This window comes from Pseudomonas umsongensis, from assembly GCF_012647205.1.
Classification (GTDB): domain Bacteria; phylum Pseudomonadota; class Gammaproteobacteria; order Pseudomonadales; family Pseudomonadaceae; genus Aquipseudomonas; species Aquipseudomonas umsongensis.
Genome location: NZ_CP051487.1, coordinates 3,251,629 through 3,277,384, shown reverse-complemented (window position 1 = coordinate 3,277,384; position 25,756 = coordinate 3,251,629). Strand labels below are relative to the sequence as shown.

General features: G+C 60.6%; 15 protein-coding genes. 13 read left to right on the top strand and 2 right to left on the bottom strand.

From position 1 onward, the window contains the following. Positions 1–73: 73 nt before the first annotated feature. Positions 74–1,315 (top strand): acyl-CoA dehydrogenase family protein, encoded by a 1,242-nt coding sequence (locus tag HGP31_RS14835; RefSeq protein WP_033045418.1) that lies wholly within the window; start codon positions 74–76, stop codon positions 1,313–1,315. A gap of 195 nt (positions 1,316–1,510) precedes the next feature. Continuing rightward, positions 1,511–2,290, top strand: coding sequence for a TSUP family transporter (locus tag HGP31_RS14830; RefSeq protein ID WP_020799193.1), 780 nt, complete (start codon positions 1,511–1,513; stop codon positions 2,288–2,290). Here HGP31_RS14830 and nudC read toward each other — a convergent pair. Both nudC and HGP31_RS14820 read right to left on the bottom strand, forming a co-directional pair. Beyond that, positions 2,258–3,088 carry an NAD(+) diphosphatase gene (gene nudC, locus HGP31_RS14825; RefSeq protein ID WP_033045352.1) on the bottom strand — a complete coding sequence of 277 codons (831 nt, stop codon included), beginning with the start codon at positions 3,086–3,088 and terminating at the stop codon, positions 2,258–2,260. The two genes, HGP31_RS14830 and nudC, sit on opposite strands and share 33 nt — an antisense overlap. Positions 3,089–3,095: 7 nt before the next feature. Continuing rightward, positions 3,096–3,908, bottom strand: coding sequence for a crotonase/enoyl-CoA hydratase family protein (locus tag HGP31_RS14820; protein ID WP_168758056.1), 813 nt, complete (start codon positions 3,906–3,908; stop codon positions 3,096–3,098). A 540-nt stretch (positions 3,909–4,448) separates the two neighbouring features. On the opposite strand from HGP31_RS14820, the gene glgA reads away from it, so the two are divergent. The 11 genes from glgA (at position 4,449) to HGP31_RS14765 (ending at position 25,674) form a co-directional block, all read left to right on the top strand. Next, on the top strand, positions 4,449–6,035 hold the full coding sequence (glgA, locus tag HGP31_RS14815; RefSeq protein WP_168758055.1) for a glycogen synthase GlgA: 1,587 nt from the start codon (positions 4,449–4,451) through the stop codon (positions 6,033–6,035). Between the two features lie 12 nt (positions 6,036–6,047). Continuing rightward, positions 6,048–7,844, top strand: a complete 1,797-nt coding sequence (gene treZ / locus HGP31_RS14810) for a malto-oligosyltrehalose trehalohydrolase (RefSeq protein ID WP_083349010.1) — start codon at positions 6,048–6,050, stop codon at positions 7,842–7,844. Further along, positions 7,841–9,919, top strand: a complete 2,079-nt coding sequence (gene malQ, locus HGP31_RS14805) for a 4-alpha-glucanotransferase (protein WP_020799188.1) — start codon at positions 7,841–7,843, stop codon at positions 9,917–9,919. Before treZ ends, malQ begins: the two co-directional genes overlap by 4 nt. Continuing rightward, positions 9,916–12,690, top strand: a complete 2,775-nt coding sequence (locus HGP31_RS14800) for a malto-oligosyltrehalose synthase (protein ID WP_168758054.1) — start codon at positions 9,916–9,918, stop codon at positions 12,688–12,690. The genes malQ and HGP31_RS14800 overlap by 4 nt, the downstream gene beginning before the upstream one ends. Before the next feature lie 21 nt (positions 12,691–12,711). Then, complete coding sequence (locus HGP31_RS14795) at positions 12,712–13,035, top strand: DUF2934 domain-containing protein (RefSeq protein WP_020799186.1); 324 nt, start codon at positions 12,712–12,714, stop codon at positions 13,033–13,035. A 116-nt stretch (positions 13,036–13,151) separates the two neighbouring features. After that, complete coding sequence (gene glgX / locus HGP31_RS14790; protein ID WP_168758053.1) at positions 13,152–15,311, top strand: glycogen debranching protein GlgX; 2,160 nt, start codon at positions 13,152–13,154, stop codon at positions 15,309–15,311. Positions 15,312–15,504: 193 nt separating this feature from the next. Next, on the top strand, positions 15,505–16,263 hold the full coding sequence (locus tag HGP31_RS14785) for a PIG-L deacetylase family protein (RefSeq protein ID WP_168758052.1): 759 nt from the start codon (positions 15,505–15,507) through the stop codon (positions 16,261–16,263). A 1,354-nt stretch (positions 16,264–17,617) separates the two neighbouring features. Continuing rightward, positions 17,618–18,418: an endonuclease/exonuclease/phosphatase family protein gene (locus HGP31_RS14780; RefSeq protein ID WP_020800631.1), complete on the top strand. Its 801-nt coding sequence runs from the start codon at positions 17,618–17,620 to the stop codon at positions 18,416–18,418. Positions 18,419–18,647: 229 nt separating this feature from the next. Further along, positions 18,648–21,206 carry an autotransporter family protein gene (locus tag HGP31_RS14775; protein WP_168758051.1) on the top strand — a complete coding sequence of 853 codons (2,559 nt, stop codon included), beginning with the start codon at positions 18,648–18,650 and terminating at the stop codon, positions 21,204–21,206. A gap of 312 nt (positions 21,207–21,518) precedes the next feature. Then, positions 21,519–22,586, top strand: coding sequence for an autotransporter domain-containing protein (locus HGP31_RS14770; RefSeq protein WP_168758050.1), 1,068 nt, complete (start codon positions 21,519–21,521; stop codon positions 22,584–22,586). 340 nt (positions 22,587–22,926) lie between these two features. Then, entirely contained in the window at positions 22,927–25,674 is a 2,748-nt protein-coding gene (locus HGP31_RS14765; protein WP_168758049.1) for an autotransporter outer membrane beta-barrel domain-containing protein, read from the top strand. Positions 25,675–25,756 lie beyond the last annotated feature (82 nt).

Genomic DNA, 25,756 nt, shown 5'->3' with positions numbered 1-25,756 from the left:
GCCTCCGGCATGGACTGTGCAATCGCTCCTTGCACAAACATCGTTTTTTCTGCCCAGCCAAGGAGCTGTTTCCATGACCGAACACCAGGTAATCAACCCGCTGTCCATCGGCACTGACTACGAAGCGCTGGCCGCCCGGTATCGCCCGATTTTCCAGCGAATCGCCGAAGGTGCCCTCGAACGCGAGCAGTCGCGCACCCTGCCCCATGAGCCGATCCAATGGCTCAAGGACGCTGGCTTTGGCGCAGTGCGGGTGCCCGTTGAATACGGCGGTGGCGGCGCCTCGCTGCCGCAGCTGGTTGAGTTGCTGATCGAACTGGCCGAGGCTGACTCGAACATTCCGCAGGCATTGCGCGGTCACTTCGCCTTTGCCGAAGATCGCCTCAATTCCCCGCCTGGCGCGGCCCGGGACATCTGGTTCAAACGGTTTGTAGACGGTGACGTCGTCGGTTGCGCCTGGACCGAAATCGGCAACGTGGAGATTGGCGACGTCATCACCAAGGTGTCGCTCCATGGCGAGCAATGGCGGCTGAACGGCGAGAAGTTCTACAGCACCGGTAGCCTGTTTTCCGACTGGATCGATGTCTATGCCCAACGTAGCGATACCGGTGGCGACGTGATTGCCGCGGTGCGCACCCGCCAGCCTGGGATCGTGCAAAGCGACGACTGGGACGGGTTCGGCCAGCGCACCACGGGCAGCGGCACGTCGCGCTTTGTCGACGCCGAGGTGGACGCACAAAACATCATCGACTTCGCTACGCGCTTCAAGTACCAGACCGCGTTTTATCAGTTGGTGTTGCTGGCAACCCTGGCCGGGATCGGCCGTGCGGCGTTGCGCGATGTGTCCCGGCAGGTGCGCGAACGCCAACGCATCTACAGCCATGGCAATGCCCAGCGCGTCAGTGAGGATGCGCAGGTCCAGCAAGTGGTCGGCGATATTGCCGCGTGGGTGTATGCCGCCGAGGCCGCCACTTTGCGGGCGGCGCAGCCGGCACAACAGGCTTATCTGGCGCGGTTCGCCGGCGATGAACAATGGGAGCGTTCGGCAAACGTCGCAGCGGAAATCGAATCGGCGAAAGCACAGGTGGTGGTCACGGAGTTGATCCAGCGCGCGTCCACGCAGTTGTTCAATGCGCTGGGGGCTTCGGATATTCGCCAGGGCAAATCGCTGGATCGGCACTGGCGCAATGCGCGTACCGTGTCGTCGCACAATCCGGTGATCTACAAGTCGCGGATTGTCGGGGACTGGGAAATCAACCGGACCGAGCCGCCATTCGTGTGGCAGATCGGCAATGGGCCTGACCGTAAAATCTGAGCCCGATCCCCGTAGGAGCTGCCGCAGGCTGCGATCTTTTGATCTTGCCCCCTCAAAAACAAGATCAAAGATCGCAGCCTGCGGCAGCTCCTACAGGGGGTTGCGTCAGCGCGGTCGCAGCAAGAGTTGGATATGGGTAAGATACCGGCCCTTCCCTGCAGCCCTTCGCTGCCCCCCGCCGATTAAGCCGATTCCATGCCTTTCGAACTCAGCGTTGACCTCACTACCCTGGCCATCCTGGCCATTGTCGCTTTCATTGCCGGTTTCATCGACGCCATCGCTGGAGGCGGCGGCTTGTTGACCACCCCGGCCTTGCTGACCGCTGGCCTGCCACCGCACCTGGTGCTGGGCACCAACAAACTCAGTTCGACCTTTGGCTCGGCCACGGCCAGCTTCACTTTTTACCGCCGCAAGTTGTTCCACCCCAGGCAGTGGACACACGCCATCGTCGGCACCCTGGTGGGTGCACTGACCGGTGCGGTTGTCGCTCATTACCTGCCGGCCGAATGGTTGAACAAGATGCTGCCAGTGATCGTGTTTGCCTGTGGCCTCTATCTTTTGTTCGGTGGCACGCCCAAAGCGCCGCTGGACAGCAACGCCCCGATCAGGAAAAAGTGGCAATCGACCCAAGGCTTCAGCCTCGGTTTCTACGATGGCGTGGCCGGTCCCGGTACTGGCGCGTTCTGGACCGTCAGCAGCCTGCTGATGTACCCGATCGATCTGGTGAAGGCCAGCGGCGTGGCGCGCAGCATGAACTTCGTCAGCAACATTGCGGCCTTGTCGGTGTTCGTGTTTTCCGGGCAGGTGGACTGGATCATCGGCCTGAGCATGGGCCTGTCGGTAATGGTCGGGGCATTCTTCGGCGCCCGCACCGCCATCAGCGGCGGCGCGAAGTTCATTCGTCCGGTTTTCATCACCGTGGTATTGGGCCTGACCGTCCGGCTAGCCTGGCAACACTGGTTCAGCGTGGCCTAAGCGCCGCGCCACGTAGACGTCGATCAGGTAGCGGGCGATCGAGCGTGACGCCGGCAACGGCGGTAGATCATGCACATTGAACCACTGGGCGTCTTCGATCTCATCCTCCTGGCAGACGATCTCGCCACCGGCGTATTCGGCATGGAAGCCGAGCATCATCGAGTGCGGGAACGGCCAGCACTGGCTGCCCATGTACTGGACGTTCTTCACTTCGATCTGCACTTCTTCACGCACTTCGCGAATCAGGCAATCCTCGGCCGATTCGCCAGGTTCGGCAAACCCTGCCAACGTGCTGTAGACCCCGGCGACGAAGCGCGGCGAGCGTGCCAGCAGCACCTCATCGCCACGCGTCACCAGCACGATCATGCTTGGGGAAATCCGTGGATAGCTGCGTAAATCACACGGCTGGCAATACATCGCCCGCTCACGCGGCACCTGGATCATGGCTTGGCCGCAGTTGCCGCAAAAACGGTGCTCTCGGGCCCAGGTGCCGATCTGCGCCGCGTAACCCAGGACCTTGAACACCGTGTGATCGCCTTCAAGCATGAACGCCCGCAAGCCTTTCCAGTTACAGCCCGGCACCTCGCTGTGGGCGCGCAACTCCAGCAGATAGACAGGTTCGCCATCCAGATGGCCAATGCCGTGCTCGGCGAGTATTGCCAGGTCCTGGCGCTTGAGCCATTCGCGGGGGAACAATGCGCCGTTGTCATCGAACAAAAAGCCTTCGGGGCTGCGTGCTACCGCCCAGCCGCCGGGCTGGTCGGTGTCCAGTACTGCCGTGGTCCAGCGTGGTGTCATTTTTCAATCAATCCAGAAATTCGGGTTTCTGTTTGCTCATATGGGCGGCCATGGCCACGCGCAGATCGGTCGATTGCAGCATGGCGGCGTTCCAGGTGGCGACGTATTCCAGGCCGTCGTCGATGCGATGATCGCGCATATAGCTGATCATCTCCTTGGTGCCAGTAACGGCAATCGGCGACTTGCTCGCAATCTCGCGGGCAATGCCCATGACGCCGTCGAGCAGGCTGGCGGTATCGCTGTAGACGCGATTGACCAAGCCAATGCCTCGCGCTTCTTCGGCGCCGAAAATACGACCAGTGTAAGCCAGTTCACGCAGCATGCCGTCCCCGATGATCCGCGGCAAGCGTTGCAGTGTACCGACGTCAGCGGCCATGCCGATATCGATTTCCTTGATCGAGAATTGCGCGTCTTCGGCGGCGTAGCGCATGTCACAGGCGGCAATCAGGTCGATGGCACCGCCCAGGCAATAACCCTGGATGGCCGCGAGCACCGGTTTGCGGCATTGGTCGACCGCATTGAAGGACGCCTGCAGATCAAGAATCTTGCGGCGCAGCAAGCGCGCATTGCGTCCGACGTCCTTGCCCAGCTCATTGGCCACGCCAGCCAGCATCATCAGGTCAATGCCTGAGGAAAAATGCTTTCCGGCGCCACTGAGTACGACTACCCGAGCTTCGTCGGTGTCGTCGATCCATTGGAAAATCTCGATGATTTCGGTCCAGAAGGCAGCATTCATCGCGTTGATCTTGTCCGGGCGATTGATCTGCACATGGGCGATTTTATCTACCAGTTCGACGCTGAACGCTGTGTACTCAGACATGCTAGTGATCCTTTACCGGGCAAAAAAGAAGCCTGAACTATAACAAGGCAGCAAGGCAGTGGTTCAGCCAAAAGCGGGACTTGCACGCGCACCATAACGGTGCGCGCGTAGCAAGACGTTACGCACATCCATGTGACCACCCAGTGAATTTCCAGGGCAACAATTCAAAAAAAACTGCATTTCGTCGGTGCTTTCGCACCGGTATCAGGCACGTTCGTACCTAAACAACCGATTGTCGAACAATTTTGCCATCAGCACTTTACCGCTCTAAGTTCTGGCCTAGACTGATTTCCCCAAGGGCGACCGGTCAGTCAAAAAGTGGAAAAAAAGTCGAAACTTTTGCCACACGGGATCGGTCGAGTAAAAAGAAGGTGCGTTGCGACTGGTGCAATCCTTGCAATGGTTAATTCACCCATTTTGCTTCAGCGCATTTGGGGAGCGCTTGCTCGCCGAGGCGTAGCGCTTTGCGCGTGGCCACACCCATTGGCCAGGTAACGTTTGCCAGACCCAAGAACTAGATCAACAACACGGGAGATTCATATGATAAGTGCGGCTTTGGATGTTCAGGGAGAGCTGGCTCATCAACAGATCGGCGAATCGAGCGCCGCGACTGCTCTCAGTGCCCAACCGATCAGCGTTAGCAGTACGCGGACGCTGGCGCCGGTGGCCAGTCAGAATCCCAATAAGAAGAAAGTGTTGTTCGTCACCTCCGAAATTGCCGACCTGGTGAAAACCGGCGGCCTGGGAGACGTTTCCGCCGCGCTGCCACGGGCCATGGCACACCTGCATGATGTGCGTGTACTGATCCCCGGTTATCCGCAGGTCATGCACAGTGAAAATCCGATTCACATCATCGGTGAACTCGGTGGTCACGCGGCGCTCCCGCCGTGCAAGATCGGGCGCATGGACATGCCTGACGGTCTGGTTATCTATGTGTTGATCTGCCCTGAGCTCTACGAGCGCGAAGGTTCACCCTATGGCGCCAACAACGGCCGCGACTGGCCGGACAACCATATTCGTTTCGCCCGCCTGGGCCTGGCGGCCGCCGATATTGCCGCCAACCTCGCACAGATCCACTGGTGCCCGGACCTGGTGCACGCCCATGACTGGCCCGCCGGCCTGGCCCCTGCCTATATGCACTGGCGTGGGCAGCGCACGCCGACCCTGTTCACCATCCATAACCTGGCGTACCAGGGCGTGACGAGCCTGGGGTCTTGCCCCGAACTGGGCATTCCGCAGCACGCCTTGCAACAGGAAGGCATGGAGTTCTACGGCAAGATGTCGTTCCTCAAGGCTGGCATGGCCTATTCGAGCCACATCACCACAGTCAGCGCGACCTACGCCCAGGAAATCACCACCCCGGACTTCGGCTGCGGTCTCGACGGATTTCTCGCCGCCAAGACCCAGCAAGGCCTGCTCAGCGGCATTCCCAACGGCATCGACGAAAGCTGGGACTCGGCCACCGACCCGCACCTCTTTTGCCCCTTCAAAATCGGTGACTGGGACGGCAAGGCGGTCAACGCCGCCCACGTTCGCCAGTTGTTCGGCCTGCAAGACAGCAAAGGCCCGCTATTTGCCGTGGTCTCGCGCCTGGTTTACCAGAAAGGCCTGGACCTGACCGAAGCGGTCTCCGAATACATCGTCAAATCCGGCGGCCAGATCGCGATCATCGGTCGTGGCGAGCCGGAAGAAGAACAAGCCATGCGCGAACTGGCCCTGCGTTTTCCCGGGCAGATCGGTGTGCGCATCGGCTTCAACGAAACCGATGCCCGACGGATGTTTGCCGGTAGCGATTTCCTCCTGATGCCGTCGCGCTATGAACCTTGTGGCCTCAGCCAGATGTACGCCCAGCGTTTCGGCTCGTTGCCGGTGGCGCGCAATACCGGTGGCCTGGCAGACACCATCGAAGATGGCGTGACCGGCTTCCTGTTCAATGAATCCACGGTGGAAAGTTATCAGCAAGCCTTGAGCCGAGCGTTCAAGGTGTTCGCCTTCCCCGACCTGCTGAATGCCATGCGCTGCCGCGCCATGGCGGCACCGTTCAACTGGTGCAAGGCGGTCGAACCCTATGCCGAACTCTACGAGCAGCTTGTAGCCAAAGCCTTGGGGAAATCGCACAAACAGTAAGAGGCTCACGCAATGCCGTTACGGACCCTTGAGACCTGGCCCCACGGCGCAATCAAACTGGACCCGCAAAACACGCGATTCGCGTTGTGGGCACCCGATGCGTTCTACGTCAGTGTCGAACTGGAAAATGGACAGTCCTTGCCGTTGCTGCCTCAGGCCGACGGTTGGTTCGTGATCAACACCCGCTGCCCGGCGGGTACCCGATACCGCTACAACATCGATGGCGAACTGGAGGTGCCCGACCCGGCCTCCCGCGCCCAGGCCGGGGACATTGACCAGCACAGCGTGGTGGTCGACCCGTTGGCCTACGAGTGGCGGCACAGCACTTGGCTGGGACGTCCGTGGAATGAAGCGGTGATCTACGAGTTGCACGTCGGCGCCCTCGGCGGCTTTCTCGCCGTCGAGGAGCACCTGGCACATCTGGTGGAGCTTGGGGTCACCGCAATCGAGTTGATGCCGATCGCGCAATTTCCCGGCGAGCGCAATTGGGGCTACGACGGGGTGCTGCTCTATGCACCCCAGGCCTCCTATGGTTCTCCCGAACAACTCAAGCACCTGATCGACACCGCCCATGGCCTTGGCCTGGCGGTGATGCTCGATGTGGTCTACAACCACTTCGGGCCGGATGGCAATTACCTGCACCGCTACGCCAAGGGGTTCTTCCGCGAAGACCGACACACGCCTTGGGGAGCGGCCATCGATTTTCGCCGGCGCGAGGTGCGCGACTTCTTCATCGACAACGCCTTGATGTGGTTGCTGGAGTACCGCTTTGACGGCTTGCGCCTGGACGCGGTGCATGCCATCGAAGACCCGGACTTTCTCCAGGAACTGGCCCAGCGTGTGCGCCAGCAAACCGATCCGTCGCGACATGTGTGGCTGGTGGTGGAAAATGAACATAACCAGGCCAGCCTGCTCGAACAGGGCTTCGACGCACAGTGGAACGATGACGGTCATAACGCCTTGCACGTACTGCTGACCGGCGAGACCGATGCCTATTACGCCGACTATGCAAAAAATCCCACCGAACAGTTGGCCCGCTGCCTGAGCCAGGGCTTCGTGTTCCAGGGCCACCTCAACCGCCATGGCCAAGCGCGCGGCGAGCCCAGCGGGCATTTGCCACCCAGCGCGTTCGTGCTGTTTCTGCAGAATCACGACCAGATCGGCAACCGCGCCTTTGGCGAGCGTCTGCATCAACTGGCCCACCCCGACGCATTAAAAGCCGCGACGGCGCTGTTGCTGCTATCACCGATGATCCCCCTGATGTTCATGGGCGATGAGTTTGCCGCCGAACAACCGTTCCTGTTTTTCACCAGCCACCACGGCGAACTCGCACGCTTGGTGCGCGAAGGGCGGCGCAACGAATTTGCCGCGTTCAGCGCGTTTGCCGACCCGCATCAACGTGAACGGATTCCCGATCCCAACGCACCACAGACCTTCGAAGCGTCCCGCCCTACCCTCACGGTCAACGGGGCTTCGGCGATGCATGAGTTCTACCGCCAACTGCTGCAGATCCGCCATCGGCACATCGTCCCGCACTTGCCTGGGACCCGGGCGCGCAATGCCCAGGTGCTGGGTTTTGGCGCGGTCAGCGCGTCATGGTGCCTGGGCGATGGCAGTCAATTGCGCATCGACCTCAACCTCAGCGACACGCCGGTCCGCCATATGCCACAGGTGGACGCAAGCTTGCTGTTCGAACACCCGCCCGGGTCTGGCCAACGGCTGGACCAGGGCACCTTGCCCCCGTATTGCGCAATTGTCAGCCTCACGGCCGCGGCCCCTTTGCTACACCTTGATGGAGAGCGCCAATGAGTGATGCGCAACTGGAAATCCTTGCTAGCCGGGCTGGCCTGGCGGTCGACTGGATCGACGCCAACGGTCGTCCGCAAAAAGTCGCGCCTTCGGTTCTGCGCAACGTCCTCACGGGACTCGGCCACCCGGCCGGCAGCGCCCAGGAAATCGACGCCAGCCTGCTCGAACTGCAACAAGTACAACAGACCCGGCACCTGCCGCCTCTGATCACCGCCGATGTCGGCGTGGGACTCAACCTGGCGCACTTTTTTGAGCCGCTGACACCCTGCGAGATCCATCTTGAAGATGGCTCGAAACTCAGTCTCAAGCTGGATGCCGAAGCCGTTCTGCCGGGGCTGATCCCGGTCGGTTACCAACACGTCGAGATCGATGGACAAAGCTTTACCCTGGCCGTGGCTCCCGCCCGTTGCTACAGCGTAGCCGATGCGGTGGACAGCCCGATCCCGCGCGCCTGGGGCCTGAGCGTGCAACTGTATGCATTGCGCCGTGCCGGCGATGGCGGCTTTGGCGACACCCAGGCACTGGAAGACCTGGCCCGGGTGGCGGGCGAACGCGGCGCCGACGCACTGGCGATCAGTCCCTTGCATGCCATGTTTGCCAACGACACCCAGCGCTATAGCCCCTATTCGCCGTCAAGCCGTCTGTTTCTCAATAGCCTGTATTGCGCGCCGGGGGCGATTCTTGGTGAGCGCGCGATGCGCACCGCTATCGATGCCACCGGCCTGGCTGCCGAACTTCTGCGTTTGCAAGAACTGCCATTGATCGATTGGCCGGCCGCTGCCGAAGCCAAGCATCGCCTATTACAGGCGCTGTACGACGGATTCGTGCACGGCGAACATCCACTGCACGCCGACTTCAGCAGCTTTCGCCATGCCGGCGGTGAAGCGCTGGAAAATCATTGCCGCTTCGAGGCCATTCAAGAAACCCGTGCCGCCCGGGGCGAAAGCCTCGACTGGCGTGAGTGGCCGCCGCAGTGGCGCAACCCGCGCAGCGCTGCCCTGGCCGAATTCGCCGAAGAGAACGCTGGCCGCATCGGCTTCTTCGCCTTCTGCCAATGGTTGATCACCCGTTGCCTGGAGCGCGCGCAAGCCGCCGCCCGCAGCAGCGGCATGGGCATTGGCCTGATCGCCGACCTGGCCGTTGGTGCCGATGGCGGTGGCAGCCAGGCCTGGAGCCGCCAGGACGAATTGCTCGCTTCCCTCACCGTTGGCGCGCCACCGGACATTCTCAACCGCACCGGCCAGGGTTGGGGGATCTCCGCTTTCTCACCCGAAGGCCTGGTGCGCAACGGCTTTCGTGCGTTCATTGAAATGCTGCGCGCCAACTTCGCCCACGCCGGTGGCCTGCGGATCGACCATGTCATGGGCTTGCAACGGTTGTGGGTGATCCCCAATGGCGCATCGCCCGCTGATGGGGCTTACCTGTATTACCCGTTTGACGACTTGTTGCGCCTGCTGACCCTCGAGTCCCATCGCCACCAGGCCATCGTCCTCGGTGAAGACCTGGGCACGGTGCCGGACGGTCTGCGGGAAAAACTCAGCGCCCGTTCGATCCTCGGTATGCGAGTGTTGCTGTTCGAACAGGACAACACTCACTTCAAACCGATCCTCGACTGGCCGGACAACGCCCTCGCCACCACCAGTACCCACGACCTGCCCACCCTCAATGGCTGGTGGCATGGCCGCGATATCGACTGGAACGCCCGCCTCGGCCTGATCGATGCCAGTTCTGAAATCGAGTGGCGCCAGCATCGCGAGCGCGAACGCGAAGGCCTGCGCCGGACCTTGAGCCAAGACCCGCAGAACTTTCGCGAAGAGTCCCACGAAACCGATCAGGTCCTCGATGCCAGTGTGCGTTTCCTCGGCCACACCCGCGCGCCGTTGGTACTGCTGCCTCTGGAGGATGCACTGGGCATCGAACAGCAGGCCAACCTGCCCGGCACCATCGATACCCACCCCAACTGGTCCCGCCGTTTACCCGTCACCAGCGAAGCCTTGCTCGATGGCCCGGACGCCGCCAGACGCCTGGAACTGCTCGCCTGCGCGCGACTTCAGGCGGCCGAGCGTGACCAATGAACCCGGTCGCTATCGCGCCGCTACGGGCCACCCTGCGGCTGCAATTTCACAAAGGCTTTACTCTCGATGATGCCGTGCCCCTGGTGCCCTATTTCGCCCGCCTCGGCATCAGCCATGTCTACGCGTCGCCGCTGCTGAGCGCCCGCGCGGGCTCCATGCACGGCTATGACGTGGTGGACCCGACCACGGTCAACCCGGAACTGGGCGGTGAATCTGCGCTGCACCGCTTGGTCGCCGCGCTGCGTGAACAGGACATGGGGTTGATCCTCGACATCGTCTCCAACCACATGGCAGTCGGCGGTAACGACAATCCCTGGTGGCTGGACTTGCTGGAGTGGGGTCGCCTGAGCCCGTACGGCGAGTTCTTCGATATCCAGTGGCACTCGCCCGACCCCTTGATGGAAGGCCAGTTGCTGTTGCCGTTCCTGGGCAGCGACTACGGCATCGCCTTGCAGGACGGCACCCTGGCATTGCGTTTCAATGCGCAGCGCGGCGCGTTTCATGTGGAGCATTACGATCATCACTTTCCGATATGCCCCAGTCATTACGGCGAGCTGCTCAAGACGGATGCCGAGCCGCTGAAATTGCTGGCGGACCGGTTCAACACCTTGAGCTATCAGACAGATGCCTACACCCTGGCGATTGCGTTAAAAGAAGCATTGCGCGAACTGGCCAGCGATCCCGCAATACTGCACGCCATCGAACAAAACCTGCAGGCCTACGATTCGCTGACCAGCGAAGGTTTTCAACGCCTGCATGACTTACTGGAGCGCCAGAGTTACCGCCTCGCCAGTTGGCGCACCGCCGCGGACGACATTAACTGGCGGCGGTTTTTCGATGTCAACGAGCTAGGCGGTTTGCGCGTCGAGCGCCCAGCAGTGTTCGAGGCGACCCACGCGAAGATCTTCCAGTTGGTGGAACAAGGACTGGTCGACGGGTTGCGCATCGACCATATAGACGGTCTCGCCGACCCACGGGGTTACTGTCGCAAACTGCGTCGGCGCGTCGACAGCCTGGCAGCGGGTCGACACCTGCCGATCTATGTGGAAAAGATCCTGGGCGAAGGCGAAACCCTGCACCGCGACTGGTCGGTGGATGGCACCACCGGCTACGAGTTCATGAACCAGTTGTCACTGCTGCAGCACGATCCCGCCGGTCAACCCATCTTGGGTGAGCTCTGGCACCGCTATAGCGGGCGCCCGGCTGACTTCCGCCAGGAAGCGCAACTGGCGCGCCAGCAGATTCTCAATGGCTCGCTGGCCGGGGATTTCGAAAGTGTCGCCCAGGCGTTGTTGCAAGTGGCCCGGGATGACCTGATGACCCGTGACCTGACGCTGGGGGCGATCCGTCGCGCGCTGCAGGAACTGATCGTGCATTTCTCGGTGTATCGCACCTACATCGGCGCTCTGGGCCGTTCGGCGCAGGACGAAGTGTTTTTCCAGCAAGCCATGGAAGGCGCCCGACAAACCCTTGGCGAAGCCGACTGGCCAGTGCTCGAGTGCCTGGCGGGGTGGTTGGGGGGCGAGAGCTGGCGAAAACGTCCGGCTGGCCGGCTGCGCAAACGGCTCAAGCATGCCTGCGTGCGCTTTCAGCAACTGACTTCACCTGCCGCCGCGAAGGCCGTGGAAGACACCGCGTTCTATCGTTCGGCGGTGTTGCTTTCGCGCAATGACGTCGGCTTCAGCACCGAGCAATTCAGTGCGCCTGTGGCCGATTTCCATGCTGCCTGTGCCCAGCGCCTGGCCGATTTCCCGGACAACCTGCTCGCCACCGCGACCCACGATCACAAGCGTGGCGAGGATACGCGCGCGCGCCTGTCCGTCTTGAGTGAACGCAGTCAATGGTACGTCGAACAGATCGGCCTCTGGCACGCCCTCGCCCGGCCCTTGCGCGACGATGAGCAGATGCCGTCAGCCGGCGATGAATTGATTCTCTATCAGGCACTGCTGGGCAGCTGGCCGCTGGACCTGCGCACCGACGACCCAATGGCCTTGGAGGACTACGCCCAACGCATCAGCCAATGGCAACGCAAGGCCCTGCGCGAAGCCAAGCTGCAAAGCAGCTGGAGCGCACCCAATGAAGCGTATGAACAAGCCAGCGAAAACTTTACCCGGCGCCTGCTGCTGAGCCCGGAAGGTGATCTATTGCGCACCGCCCTGGGCAAGGCAGCCCGCACGATTGCCCTGCCTGGCGCCCTCAACGGATTGGCGCAAACCTTGCTGCGCATGACGGTACCGGGAGTACCGGACCTGTATCAGGGCAACGACTTCTGGGACTTCACGCTGGTCGATCCGGACAACCGCCGGCCAGTGGATTACGCCAGCCGCCAGCAGGCCTTCCAGCAGCCATTGGATCTGCCTGATCTGTTGGAGCACTGGCACGACGGGCGCATCAAGCAAGCCTTGATTGTGCGGACTTTAACCACCCGGGCCGAGCACGCCGAGCTGTTTCGACGCGGGACTTACCAGCCCCTCGAAGTCATCGGCAACCAGGCCAATCGGGTGCTGGGATTTGTCCGTGAATGGGAGGGGACCCGCGCCATCGTCATCGTGCCGATCCGTTGTTCGGCATTGCTGGAAAACAGTGCCGTGCCTCATGTCGACGCGCCGCAGTGGGGCGATACCCGGATCAGCTTGCCGTTCACAATCGCCGACGAAAATCTGAAGGGACTTTTTTCAAGCGTCGCAGTCACAAAACACAGGGAGCTGATGATCAGCGCCGCGCTGGGGGATTTCCCGGTCAATCTCTTTATCCAGGCTACAAACATTTGAGTTCAGTTCAGGAGCAATGCGATGAGTACCGACGATAAACGCATCCGCGAGTTTGCCTATCAGATCTGGGAATCCGAAGGCAAACCTGAGGGCCAGGAAGCACGGCATTGGGAGATGGCGTGCAAACTGGCTGAAGCCGAAGCCTTGGCTCCGAAAAAGCCGGCAAAAGCAGCGTCGAGCAAGACAACCGTGGGCAAAGCCGGCGACGGCAAACTCAATGGCAAGGCCGGGGAAGCAAAACCCAAGGCCAAGGCCAAGCCGGCAGCTGCTTCCGCGGTGATACCACCGGGGGAAAAGGCCGCCGAGAAAAAACCTCGCGCACCGCGAAAACCGCCTGCGGTCTAAGCTTTTCTCCCGCTGTCCTGAAGATTCCAGTGGCGAGCCCTCTCGCCACCGAGGGATTCGCTCGCCCGCGAAAAAAATATTGAGCCCTGTCACTGCCTGCCGTTACTGGAGCATTTATGACCCGAACCAAGAAAGAAACTCCACCTCCCCGTGCCGAACCCTCGCGTATCCGCGAAGGACTGCCCTTCCCGCTCGGTGCGACCTGGGATGGCCTGGGGGTCAACTTCGCCCTGTTCTCGGCCAACGCCACCCGCGTCGAACTGTGCATTTTCGATGACGCCGGCGAAGTGGAGCTCGAACGCATCGAACTGCCGGAGTACACCGACGAGATCTACCACGGCTACCTCCCCGATGCCCATCCGGGGCTGATCTACGGCTACCGCGTGTACGGCCCGTATGATCCGGCCAATGGTCATCGTTTTAACCCCAACAAGCTGTTGATCGACCCTTACGCCAAACAGTTGGTCGGTCAGTTGAAATGGTCCGAAGCCTTGTTTGGCTACACCATTGGCCACCCCGACGCAGACCTCAGTTTCGACGAGCGCGACAGCGCGCCCTACGTGCCAAAATGCAAGGTGATCGATCCGGCGCACACCTGGGGCCACGATCACCGGGTCAGCGTGCCATGGGACAAAACGATCATCTATGAAACCCACGTGCGCGGCTTCAGCATGCGCCACCCCGCCGTTCCCGAAAACCAGCGCGGGACCTTTGCCGGCTTGATGGTCGACGAAGTGCTGGAGCATATCCGCAAGCTGGGGGTGTCGACCGTCGAGCTGCTGCCGATCCACGCCTTCGTCAACGACCAGCACCTGCTGCACAAAGGCATGACCAACTACTGGGGCTACAACAGCATTGCGTTCTTCGCCCCCGACCCGCGTTACCTGGCCAGCGGCAAGATCGCAGAGTTCAAGGAAATGGTCGCGCACCTGCACGAAGCCAACCTGGAAGTCATCCTCGACGTGGTCTACAACCACACCGCCGAGGGCAACGAACAGGGCCCGACCCTGTCCATGCGCGGTATCGACAACGCCTCTTATTACCGCTTGATGCCTGACGACAAGCGCTTCTACATCAACGATTCCGGCACCGGCAACACCCTGGACCTCAGCCATCCGTGCGTATTGCAGATGGTCACCGATTCGCTGCGCTACTGGGCCTCGGAAATGCACGTGGACGGTTTCCGCTTCGACCTGGCGACCATACTGGGGCGTTATCACGACGGTTTCGACGAACGTCACAGTTTCCTCGTGGCTTGCCGCCAGGACCCGGTACTGCGCCAGGTCAAGCTGATCTCCGAGCCCTGGGATTGCGGGCCCGGTGGTTATCAGGTCGGCAACTTCCCGCCGGGCTGGGTGGAGTGGAACGACAAGTTTCGCGACACGGTGCGCGCTTTCTGGAAAGGTGACGACGGCCAATTGGCGGACTTTGCCAGCCGCATGACCGCGTCCGGCGAAATGTTCAACCAGCGTGGTCGGCGTCCTTATTCATCGCTGAATTTCATCACCGCCCACGACGGTTTCACCCTCAACGACCTGGTGTCGTACAACGACAAGCACAACGAAGCCAATGACGAGAACAATCAGGACGGCAGCAACAACAACCTGTCCTGGAACCATGGCGTAGAAGGCCCCACCGACGATCCGCAAATCAACGAATTGCGCTTTCGACAGATGCGCAATTTCTTCGCCACTTTGCTGCTGGCGCAGGGTACGCCAATGATCGTGGCCGGCGACGAATTCGCCCGGACTCAGGAAGGCAACAACAATGCTTATTGCCAGGACAGCGAGATCGGCTGGGTCAATTGGGACCTGAGCGAGGACGGCAAGGCGTTGCTCAAGTTCGTCAAGCGTCTGATCAAGTTGCGCCTGGCCTATCCGATTTTGCGCCGGGGGCGCTTCCTGGTGGGCAACTACAATGAGGACATCGGCGTCAAGGATGTCACCTGGCTGGCGCCCGATGGTAGCGAGATGACCACCGAGCACTGGCACGATGCGCACAATCGCTGCCTGGGCATGTTGCTCGACGGGCGAGCCCAGGAAACCGGGATCCGCCGCAAAGGCGCGGACGCCACGTTGTTGCTGGTGGTCAACGCCCATCACGACATCGTCAACTTCCTCCTGCCGGAGGTACCGGACGGCAGCTTCTGGACCTGCCTGATGGACACCAATCAACCGTCCATACGCGGTCAGGAACGCTTCGATTTCGGGCGCGAGTACTCGGTCACCGGACGTTCGCTGCTGTTGTTCGAATTGCAACGTGAGGAAGAGGAGTAGAAATCACCGGCGCAATGGAAAAATTGAGCCATGCGTGCACTTCCGGCGCGACGAATAGCGATACATGAGCAATACTCGATGCGCGGCTGTCCAGGGTCCGGAGCGCCGCGCTTCGCTATCAACCCGCCCTCACGGCTGTAGCAGCGCTTGCGTTGCGCAGGACTGGGGGCGTATGGAACAAGGACGTAACGCCATGAAATCTGTGTCCATCAGTGACAGCAGCTGTACAGAGCAAATCTGGAACAGCGCCCCGCAACTGGCCAATATTCCGGTCATCGGTACTCAATCCCTTCTCCCCCCGGGTGCGCGCGCCGTGGTGATCGCCCCACATCCCGGCGACGAAGTGTTGACTTGCGGCGGTCTGCTGCAGTTGCTCAGCGCCATGGGACACCCCTTGCAATTGATTTCGGTGACCGATGGCAGCGCCAGTCATCCAGGCTCCCAACAGTGGTCGGAGAAACGCCTGAGCGTGTTTCGCTCCCAGGAAAGTGTCGAGGCCTTGCGCCGGCTTGGCTTGCCGATGCACAGCCTGAAATGGATACGCGGCGGCTTCACCGACCATACCCTGGCTGAGCATGAACAGGCGCTCACCCAATTCATCGTCCGATATCTACGGCCAGGCGATATGGTGTTCAGCACCTGGTGCGAGGATGGCAACAGCGACCATGACGCCGTCGGTCGCGCCAGCGCCAATGCCGCCACCATCGCCGGTGCAGTTTTCACCGAGATACCGGTCTGGGCCTGGCATTGGCCATCGCGAGACAGCGCCTTGATCCCCTGGCACCGGGCACGCAAAGTGCGCCTGGACACCTGGACGGTGGCGCGCAAGAGCCATGCTACCCATGCCTATGCCAGTCAACTTGACGGTGAACCGGCCGTCGGCATTGCGCCACGGCTGCCGCGGATTTTGCTGGAGCGGATGCGGTTGCCTTATGAGATTGTGTTTGTCTGAAAGTGCGGTTTTTTGGTGTACATATCCATTGCTGCGGCAAGGCCTGCGTTCGGCCAGCGTGTTTAACGGGGCGCTCGCGACCAACAGCAAAGCGAGGCGGCCTTAAAGCCGACCTGACTTTTGGTGATGCCTTTGTTTTGATCGTTCCCACGCTCTGCGTGGGAATGCCGCCAGGGACGCTCCGCGTTCCACTGACAACGCATTAATTGAGGCGTGCGCAACGGTGATGCGGGGCGTCACAGGAAGCCCTGTGTGAAATTGGTTGTCGGAGTGCATATCCATTGGTGCGGTAACGGCGGCTTATGGTTTCGCTTTTACAGCGACTCCCTTTTTCAAACGCCGGAGTGCCGGCCCAGCAAAAAGGAAGCAAAAGGCTTTGCCCCACCACTCGGTGCCTCGCTTAGGCTCGGCATGCCCTCTCTCCGGCATTGCTCCGTGGGTCGCCGCGATGGGCCATCCATGGCCCAGCGCGGCTAAACCGGCGTCCTGCCGGTTTCCCCACTGCGCAATGCCTGCGTTCGGCCATCGTGGTTAACGGGGCGCCCGCGATCAACAGCAAAGCGAGGCGGCCTTAAAGCCGACCTGACTTTGACGGGTGTACCTCGATCCCCTGTAGGAGCGAGCATGTTGATCGTTCCCACGCTCTGCGTGGGAATGCCGCCAGGGACGCTCCGCGTTCCGCTGACGACGCATTAGTTGAGCCGTACGCAACGGTGATACGGGGCGTCACAGGAAGCCCTGTGTGGAATTTGCTGCCTGCGTACATATCCATTGCTGCGGTAACGGCCACCTATGGTTTCGCTTTTACAGCGACTCCCTTTTTCAAACACCAAAAAGGAAGCAAAAGGCTTTGCCCCACCACTCGGTGCCTCGCCAAGGCTCGGCATGCCCTCTCTCCGGCATTGCTCCGTGGGTCGCCGCGATGGGCCATCCATGGCCCAGCGCGGCTAAACCGGCGTCCTGCCGGTTTCCCCACTGCGCAATGCCTGCGTTCGGCCATCGTGGTTAACGGGGCGCGCGCGATCAAAAGCCAAAGCGAGGCGGCCTTAAAGCCGACCTGACTTTGACGGGTGCACCTGGATCCCCTGTGGGGAGCCAGCCTGCTGGCGATGGAGGTCAACGATAACGCGCCCTGTCTGGATGAACGCGCTGTCTGGACGTTTTTCGCCAGCAGGCTGGCTCCCACAATGGCATGGCGGACAAACCTATAATCAGGTCGGCGAACAGACCGCCATCGCTGCGTCGCGATTCCCGCTGCGTTCGGACGATTTTTTGGCATCACGGCATAACGCGCTGAACTGCACGCTCCCCTATCAGTCGCATGCATAAGCAACCCGGATTCAGAGGAGTGAAAGTGAGCAGTGACTCTAATCGGCTGGCAGCAGGATCAGTGCCGTTGAACAGCCCCGAGGCTATCCATCGACTGCGCGTGTTGACCGTCAACACCCACAAAGGCTTTACCGCCCTCAATCGGCGTTTCATCCTCCCGGAATTACGCGAAGCGGTACGCAGTACCTCAGCGGACCTGGTGTTCCTGCAAGAAGTCGTCGGTGAACACGAGCGCCATTCTTCGCGCTACAACGATTGGCCACAAACCTCGCAGTACGAGTTCCTCGCCGACAGCATGTGGAGCGACTTCGCCTACGGGCGAAATGCGGTTTACCCCGACGGTCACCATGGCAACGCACTGCTGTCCAAATATCCTATCCGAGAATACCGCAACCTTGACGTCTCCATTACCGGCCCTGAGCGCCGTGGGCTGTTGCACTGCGTGCTGGATGTACCGGGCCATGCCGAGGTCCATGCTATCTGCGTGCACCTGAGCCTGCTGGAGAGTCATCGACAGTTGCAGTTGCAGTTGCTCTGCCAGTTGCTCGAATCCTTGCCCGATGACGCCCCTGTCATCATTGCCGGCGACTTCAACGACTGGCAGTTGCAGGGCAACGCCGCTCTCTCGCGCCGCGACTACTTGCACGAAGCGTTCGAACGCCACCATGGCCGGCCGGCAAAAACCTACCCGGCACGCTTTCCGCTGCTGCGCCTGGATCGGATCTACCTGCGCAACGCCAGTAGCCACGATCCGAAAATCCTCGGCCACAAGCCCTGGACACACCTGTCTGATCATTTGCCATTGGCGGTTGAAGTGCACCTGTAACACGTAAAACTGATCTCTAACTGTCATTTATGACAGTAGATACATCCAAAAACACTTGCTACGGTGCTCTCGTCCGTTCGAATGACTCGGATGGACATGCCCCGTAGCCGTCGTTGCCTGAAGGGTCTTATGCCTTCCTGATGATGTCTCGCGACTCGCGCTGCAGATACACCCCCTACCTTGCCGTTCCTGCAAGGCATCGGGTGTCGAATCTTGAGCGGAGACGCGCATGGACCTTTGTAAAGCACTGCCCAGCTACCGTTACAGCGCCTGTGCCATTTCGATCTGGCTGTGCATGGGCTGGTCCCTGCCCGGCCAGGCGGCTTGTACCTTGGTCCCTTCCACTGGCAACGACAACTTCGTGTGCGACAGCGGCAACAACGGGCCGCTGACTGATTTGACGGGAAACAACAACCTGGCCTTCCCCGCCAATGGCACCGGCACGATCACAGGCAATGTGACGTTCGGCGCCGGCAACGATACCCTGGACATGAAATCCGGCGTCATTAGCGGGATCGTCCAACTGGGGGACGGCAGCGATACTTTCAGCATTGACGCCGGCCAGATCACCGGGGCGGTGAACCAGGGCAATGGCGTCGACACCGCCCTCATACGTGGCGGGACTATCCAGTCGCTGGCCCAGGGCGACAGTCGCGACTTTTTCCAGATGAGCGCAGGCACGATCATTGGCGCCTTCGAAGACGGTGACACCGCCAAAATGACAGGTGGCAGCATCGGCCGGGTCGATATGAAGCTCGATGACAATCTGTTCGACCTGTCTGGTGGCGAGATCCTCGGCAATCTGGTCACCGGGTTTGGGACTGACACCATCATCGTGTCCGGTGGCAGGATTGGCGGCAACATCAGTGTCAGCGGTGGCAATGACAGCATTACGGTGACTGGAGGCGAAATCGTCGGGGAGATCCGGGCCAGCGCGGGCAGTGACAGCTTGACCTGGGATGGCGGCGGCATCATCCGTTCGGCGATCCTGATGGGAGATGGCGATGACCGGGCAACCCTGCGCAATCTCAGTGCCAGCCGCTTGGCCCAGACTCCGACCCTGGATGGGGGCAACGGCAGCGATCTGCTGACTTTCGATAACACCACCACCACCAGCGGCGTCGCTCGCTACATCAATTGGGAGACCGTCAACCTGAACAATAAGTCGCAACTGGACTTCGACGGCAACTTTGTCCTGGGTGACAGCACCAGCGGTAGCGGTGTATTCAACATTGACAGCAGCAGTGTCGTGACCTCGGCCAGGGGTAGCCTCACCCCCTTCTCCGCAGGCCAGCGGGCGACGCTGAACAACGCCGGGATCATCGACCTTGGCAGTGGCAACAGTCGCACCAGCGACACCCTGACAGTACAGGGCAACTATGCGGGCAACGGCGGCCAGCTATGGCTGCAAAGCGTACTGGGCGATGACAGCTCCCCCAGTGACAAACTGGTGGTCAACGACGGTACCTTGGCTGGGTCCACGTCCATTACCGTCAGCAACCTTGGCGGCACGGGCGCCGCCACCTTGCAAAACGGTATTCAAGTTGTCCAGGCCCAAGGCACGGCCATCAGCGACAGTGGCGCCTTCAGACTCAAAGCCCCGTTGTCGGTCGGCGCGTTTGATTATCGACTATTCAAGGGGGGCGTCACTGCCGGCAGCGCAAACAGCTGGTACCTGCGTTCGTCCGTTGTTGCGCCGCCGCTGGTTGCAGCGGCAGTGCCCAATCCCGATCCAACCGTGCCGCCCGTCCTGGTGCCTCTGGTGCCGTTACCGGTGGCGGCTGTCGGCACACCACCCTTGCCGACGCCCGTTGCCGGTGCGGCGCCCATTCCCCTGTACCGCCAGGAAGTCCCGGTCTGGTCAGTGTTGCCTCCGGCGGTCGCGCAGTTGGCCCTGACGGCACTCGGCACCTTCCATGATCGACAGGGTGATCAACGCCTGCTGAAAGAAACCGGCGCCTTTGGCGCGGGCTGGGGCCGGGTCTATGGCAAAAACATCGAGCAGACCTGGGCCGGCACCGTCACGCCACGACTCGATGGCTCGCTGAACGGATTTCAGGTGGGCAACGACCTGTTCGGCTCGCAAACTTCCGGTGGGCAAACCCAGCGCACCGGCTTCTTCGTCGGCCATAGCCGCTTGAAGGGTGATGTCGACGGTTTCAACCAGGGTTTCCAGGACAAACGTGCCGGCAAGATTGAATTGCAAGGCGACAGCCTGGGACTCTACTGGACCCTGACCGACCCCAAGGGTTGGTATCTCGATACGGTGGCGATGTACACCTGGCTCAACGGCGACAGTCACTCCGAGCGCGGCCTGAAAATCGATAATGACGGCCACGCCATGACCCTCTCCGTCGAGGCCGGCTACCCTGTTGCCGTGGCGGACAACTGGGTGGTCGAACCCCAGCTGCAAGTCATCAATCAAACGGTTGACCTGAAGCGTCAGGACGACGGCATTTCAAAGGTGTCGTTCGATTCCGACACCGCCTGGACCGGTCGTCTCGGCGCCCGGCTCAAGGGGCGCTACGACGTCGCCGGCCTGCCGCTGGAACCCTACCTGCGCGTGAACCTGTGGCACACCATGTCGGGAACCGACACGGTGACTTTCGACGACAGCACCGAAATCAACACCCGCCAACGTTCCTCATCGGCGGATCTGGGTTTGGGTGCCATCCTGACACTTGCACCCGCTGTCAGCGTGTACGCCAATGCAGATTACAGCAGCAATATCGACAGCAATCCTTTGCGGGGAATGAGCGGTAACCTGGGAATCAGGATGAGCTGGTAAGACTGAGCAAAGGCTCTAGCTCGAGAGTTTTTTGACGTTTCAACCAATAAACAAGCACTTAAGCATGCGTCGTAAATCAGTCACTTATATGATCTAAAATACCTCTACCACTTATCGGCCATTTTCTTGACGCAATGCCAGGGGTCCTCTTGACTTCACGTTACTACCCCGGAACCACCACCAGGATCAATCCGATGACTACCCGTAAAAACGGGCGGGAGTCGGCTTGCCCTAATTCTTTCGGTCGCCCCTCACTCGGGGTAGGAGAGACGCCACAGCGAGATACCGCATGCGATTGCAAGGTAGACCTCCATGAAAACTTCATTCACCCCTCAAGAGATCCGGATTAGTGTTTGCACCGTCTCCAGTACACTGCTGTTATGTTCTTCCATGGAAGTGCAGGCTTCCCCCACAGAGGAAGAAACCACGCCCTGGTACCGCCAGGACGTCCCGTCGCTTACCTTGTCTGCACCAACAACGTCCTATCCCGGCCGCTTCAGCCCGATTGCCGATACGCGAAGCTCGAGCCTGACCGTCGAAGCGGCTGCACCCGGAGCCTGGGATCAACTGTATGGCCAGGCTTCACGCCAGGCGCAAACCGACGCCATGGCCCAGGGGTTTTCCATTGTCGGCTCCGGCGAACTGAAAAGCCCGGCGATCCTGACCTTGCAAAGCAACAGTGGCCATACCCAACGGGTCGGCCTGATCGGCGGCACCGCCGAGTTCCACGGCACCGGCAACGGCTTGCTGACCAATCGCGCACAATCGGACCCGCACACCGACACCCTCAACCTGCAGGGACAGAGCCTCGGCGCCTACTGGAGCCTGACCGGCCCACAAGGCTGGCACGTCGATCTGTCGGCCAGTGGTGGTCGGGTCAACGGTTTCAGTCGCAATGAACAAGGCGCGAGGCAAGCCACCGAAGGCAGCGCAGTGACCCTCTCGGTCGAAGGCGGATTCCCGATTGGCATCAGTGAGAACTGGGTGGTGGAACCCCAAGCGCAATTGATCAACCAGCGAATCACCCTGGACACGCCCTATGCGGGTTCGGGGAATGCATCCTCCAGCGACCTCTCCTCCTGGAGCGGCCGGGTCGGTGCCAAGTTGAAGGGTAGCTACGACATCAACGGTCTGCCCGTCGAACCCTATGTGCGAACCAATTTGTGGCACACGGTGTACACCGGCAATACCGTAACCCTCGACCAGGTCGACAAGATCAGCAGCAGCCGAAACTCCTCGACGGTCGAACTGGGCTTGGGCCTGGTGGCCAGAATGACGCCGACCGTGAGCCTGTACGTCAGCGCCGACTACAGCAGCGATGTGGATGACAATGACTTGAATGGCTTGATCGGCAGCCTGGGCGTGCGGATGCGTTGGTGAGCAGCTGCGCGCACTGGTGATAGCCAATTTGCTGGTGAAGGCAACTATGCGGTGTGTCCGACACACCGCAATGCCGGCTACCCCATGACGCCTGAACCGGAGGTTCGCCAGCCCCAATAGTTCGTCACCTGTTATTTCTGACAGTAGCGCCTCAAACAACCTGTTGGTACCGTGGGAAAACACTGTGCCTTGTAATGCGCAGTCGTAAAAACCATGTCGACCGGTTGCATTGCCCGATGACTTCGCGCAGGAAACCTGCAGTTCCTGATCCGTATCGCTCTTGACGTTGCCATGGCCTGCCCCGCAGGAGCGGGAGCAGCACGTCTTGCGAGGATGGATCATGAGCAATCCGTTTTCAGCCTTCAGGCTCCCGGGCACTATTGCCCTGTCGATTTTTACCCTGTTTTTCTGGCCCCTGGCCTCCCATGCTGACTGCACGCTCGTGCCCACCAACGCCGATGACAGCTTCACCTGCAGCAGCGGAAGCAGCCCAGGGCTCACCGACACAAGCGGCAATAACAGCCTGGTTTTCCCCGAGAGCGGAAACGGCAACATCAATGGCCCTGTTATTTTCGGCGCTGGCCATGATCTGCTGACAATGAACTCCGGTGCCATCCTCGGCCCGGTGGACATGGGCGATGGCGCAAACATCTTTCAACTCTTCAATGGGACCATTGGTGGCACGGTCCGCCAGGGCGACGGTGCCGACATCGCACAGGTCAGCGCCGGTACGGCAGCTCTTATCGACCAGGGGGCCGGCAACGACCGATTGGCGATCAGCGGTGGCACCCTCATATCCGTGAACCAGGGGCCAGGCGATGACACCTTCACCATGAGCACCGGCGTCATCACCGGACTTTTTGAAAACGGCGAGCATGCACTCATGAGTGGAGGACAGATTGGCGCGGTCGCGATGAATCAGGACGCCAACACCTTTGAAATGCTTGGCGGTCGGATCCTCGGTGATCTGGATGCCGGCACCGACAACAACAACGTCATCATCAAGGGCGGCACCGTCGGCGGTAATATCATGGTCAGTGGCGGTGCAAACTTCATCACGGTCAGCGGCGGCGAGATCCATGGCCAGGTCCGTGCCGGCAGCGGCAACGACCTGTTCACCTGGGACACCCATGGGCTCATTCACTCGGCTGTGCTGTTGAATGGCGGCGACGATCAATCACTACTGCTCAATCACACGGAAACCAGCCTGGCATCGACTCCCAGTATCGATGGTGGCCTGGGCAGCGACACCCTGACGTTCGACAACAGCCAATCGGCGAGCCCCACACGCTATCCCCACTGGGAAACCGTGAACATGGACAATGGTTCGCGGTTTAACCTGGACGGCAATTTCGTCCTCGGTGACAGCGTATCAGGCACCGGCACGCTCAACATTCATGGCAGCAGTGTGTTGCTGGTCGAACAGGGCAGCATCACTCCTTATGACTCTGGCCAGCTCGCCACTTTGAACAACAAAGGGCTGATCGACATGACCAGTGGCAACGCCCGTGCAGACAATCGACTTACCGTCGAGGGCAACTACATTGGCGACAAGGGCGAACTGCGGCTGCACAGCGTGTTGGCGGGTGATAACGCCGCCAGCGACAAACTGGTTGTGGAGCGAGGCACTTTGCAAGGTTCCACCGCACTGCACATCACCAACCTCACCGGCCCCGGAGACTTGACCCGGGAAAACGGCATCCTGGTGGTGGAAGCACTCAAGGGCGCCACAGGCAGTGACCGGGCATTCACTTACCCCGGGCCCATCTCCGCAGGTGCCTTTGAGTATTACCTGTACAAGGGAGGGGTCATCCCGGGCACTGCGCAGAACTGGTACTTGCGCTCCGCCGTGGTAGCACCTCCTCTGCCCGAACCGGAACACCCACCTGTGCCCTTGCCGGGGCCGGAACATCCACCGGTGCCCCTGCCCGAGCCCGAAAACCCGCCTGTGCCCCTGCCGGGGCCGGAAGATCCACACGTGCCTCTGCCCGAGCCGGAAAATCCGCCTGTACCATTGCCAGAGCCGGAACATCCACCCGTGCCCCTGCCAGGTATTATCGATAGCCCCGAAGACGAGCTTCCGCCGACTCGACCGGAGTTACCGGAAATCGAACCAGGCAAGCCGCCGATCCCGACCTATCGCCCTGAAGTCCCGGTGTATTCGGCGCTGTTACCTGCCATCAATCAGATGCTGCTCAATGCACTCGGTACTTTCCATGAACGCCAAGGCGACCAAAGCCAACAGCATCAGGCCGGCGCCTTCCCGGCAGGCTGGGGCCGGATGTATGCCAGTGACAGTCGCCAAGGTTTTGCCGGCACGGTCAGCCCACGTCTGGACGGCTCGATATCGGGTTACCAGGTCGGCAGTGATTTGTATGGATGGACCCGCGACGATGGACAGACGCAAAAGTTGGGTATCTTCGTCGGTCACAGCCAATCGCAAGGCGATATCGATGGATTCAATCGCGCAATCGAACATCGGGACGCCGGTACAAGCACACTGCGTGGCGATAGCGTGGGCCTGTACTGGACGCTCATCGACCCCTACGGCTGGTACGTCGACACTGTACTGATGTGGACGGGTGTGGATATCAACAGCGAATCCAACCGCGGGATCAAGCTCAACACCCATGGGCATGCCGTTACGTTGTCGCTTGAGGCCGGTTACCCGCTAAAGGTTTCCGGCGACTGGGTCCTGGAGCCGCAAGTACAACTTATCCACCAGCAACGCGCCCTGGATAGCCAGAACGACGGCATCTCCGATGTCACCTTCGATGCCGATAATAGCCTGACAGCCCGTTTCGGTGCCCGACTGCGCGGCACTTATCAGGTTGCCCATATGCCCCTGCAGCCCTACGTGCGCACCCATGTCTGGCATACATTGTCCGGCACCGACCGGGTGACATTCAATGACACCACAGCGATCGACACCCAGCAGAAATCCACGACACTGAACCTGAGCATGGGCATGACGCTGCAAGTGTCAGACGCCTTGAGCCTGTATGGCGAAGCAGGCTACGACACCCAGCTTGACAGTAATGAGTTGAATGGTCGCAAGACGACAATCGGGCTGAGGCTGGATTTTTGATGGGCGACATCCAGGCGGGCCCGCCTCCAGAGTGGATTGATGTCGTGATCAATACCCTGTAGAGGCGAGCCCGCTCTGGAGA

Excerpts from the sequence above, each read along its gene's own strand:
- HGP31_RS14835 (WP_033045418.1), top strand. The coding sequence starts at position 74 with ATGACCGAACACCAGGTAATCAACCCGCTGTCCATCGGCACTGACTAC.
- HGP31_RS14830 (WP_020799193.1), top strand. The coding sequence starts at position 1,511 with ATGCCTTTCGAACTCAGCGTTGACCTCACTACCCTGGCCATCCTGGCC.
- nudC (WP_033045352.1), bottom strand. The coding sequence starts at position 3,088 with ATGACACCACGCTGGACCACGGCAGTACTGGACACCGACCAGCCCGGC.
- HGP31_RS14820 (WP_168758056.1), bottom strand. The coding sequence starts at position 3,908 with ATGTCTGAGTACACAGCGTTCAGCGTCGAACTGGTAGATAAAATCGCC.
- glgA (WP_168758055.1), top strand. The coding sequence starts at position 4,449 with ATGATAAGTGCGGCTTTGGATGTTCAGGGAGAGCTGGCTCATCAACAG.
- treZ (WP_083349010.1), top strand. The coding sequence starts at position 6,048 with ATGCCGTTACGGACCCTTGAGACCTGGCCCCACGGCGCAATCAAACTG.
- malQ (WP_020799188.1), top strand. The coding sequence starts at position 7,841 with ATGAGTGATGCGCAACTGGAAATCCTTGCTAGCCGGGCTGGCCTGGCG.
- HGP31_RS14800 (WP_168758054.1), top strand. The coding sequence starts at position 9,916 with ATGAACCCGGTCGCTATCGCGCCGCTACGGGCCACCCTGCGGCTGCAA.
- HGP31_RS14795 (WP_020799186.1), top strand. The coding sequence starts at position 12,712 with ATGAGTACCGACGATAAACGCATCCGCGAGTTTGCCTATCAGATCTGG.
- glgX (WP_168758053.1), top strand. The coding sequence starts at position 13,152 with ATGACCCGAACCAAGAAAGAAACTCCACCTCCCCGTGCCGAACCCTCG.
- HGP31_RS14785 (WP_168758052.1), top strand. The coding sequence starts at position 15,505 with ATGAAATCTGTGTCCATCAGTGACAGCAGCTGTACAGAGCAAATCTGG.
- HGP31_RS14775 (WP_168758051.1), top strand. The coding sequence starts at position 18,648 with ATGGACCTTTGTAAAGCACTGCCCAGCTACCGTTACAGCGCCTGTGCC.
- HGP31_RS14770 (WP_168758050.1), top strand. The coding sequence starts at position 21,519 with ATGAAAACTTCATTCACCCCTCAAGAGATCCGGATTAGTGTTTGCACC.
- HGP31_RS14765 (WP_168758049.1), top strand. The coding sequence starts at position 22,927 with ATGAGCAATCCGTTTTCAGCCTTCAGGCTCCCGGGCACTATTGCCCTG.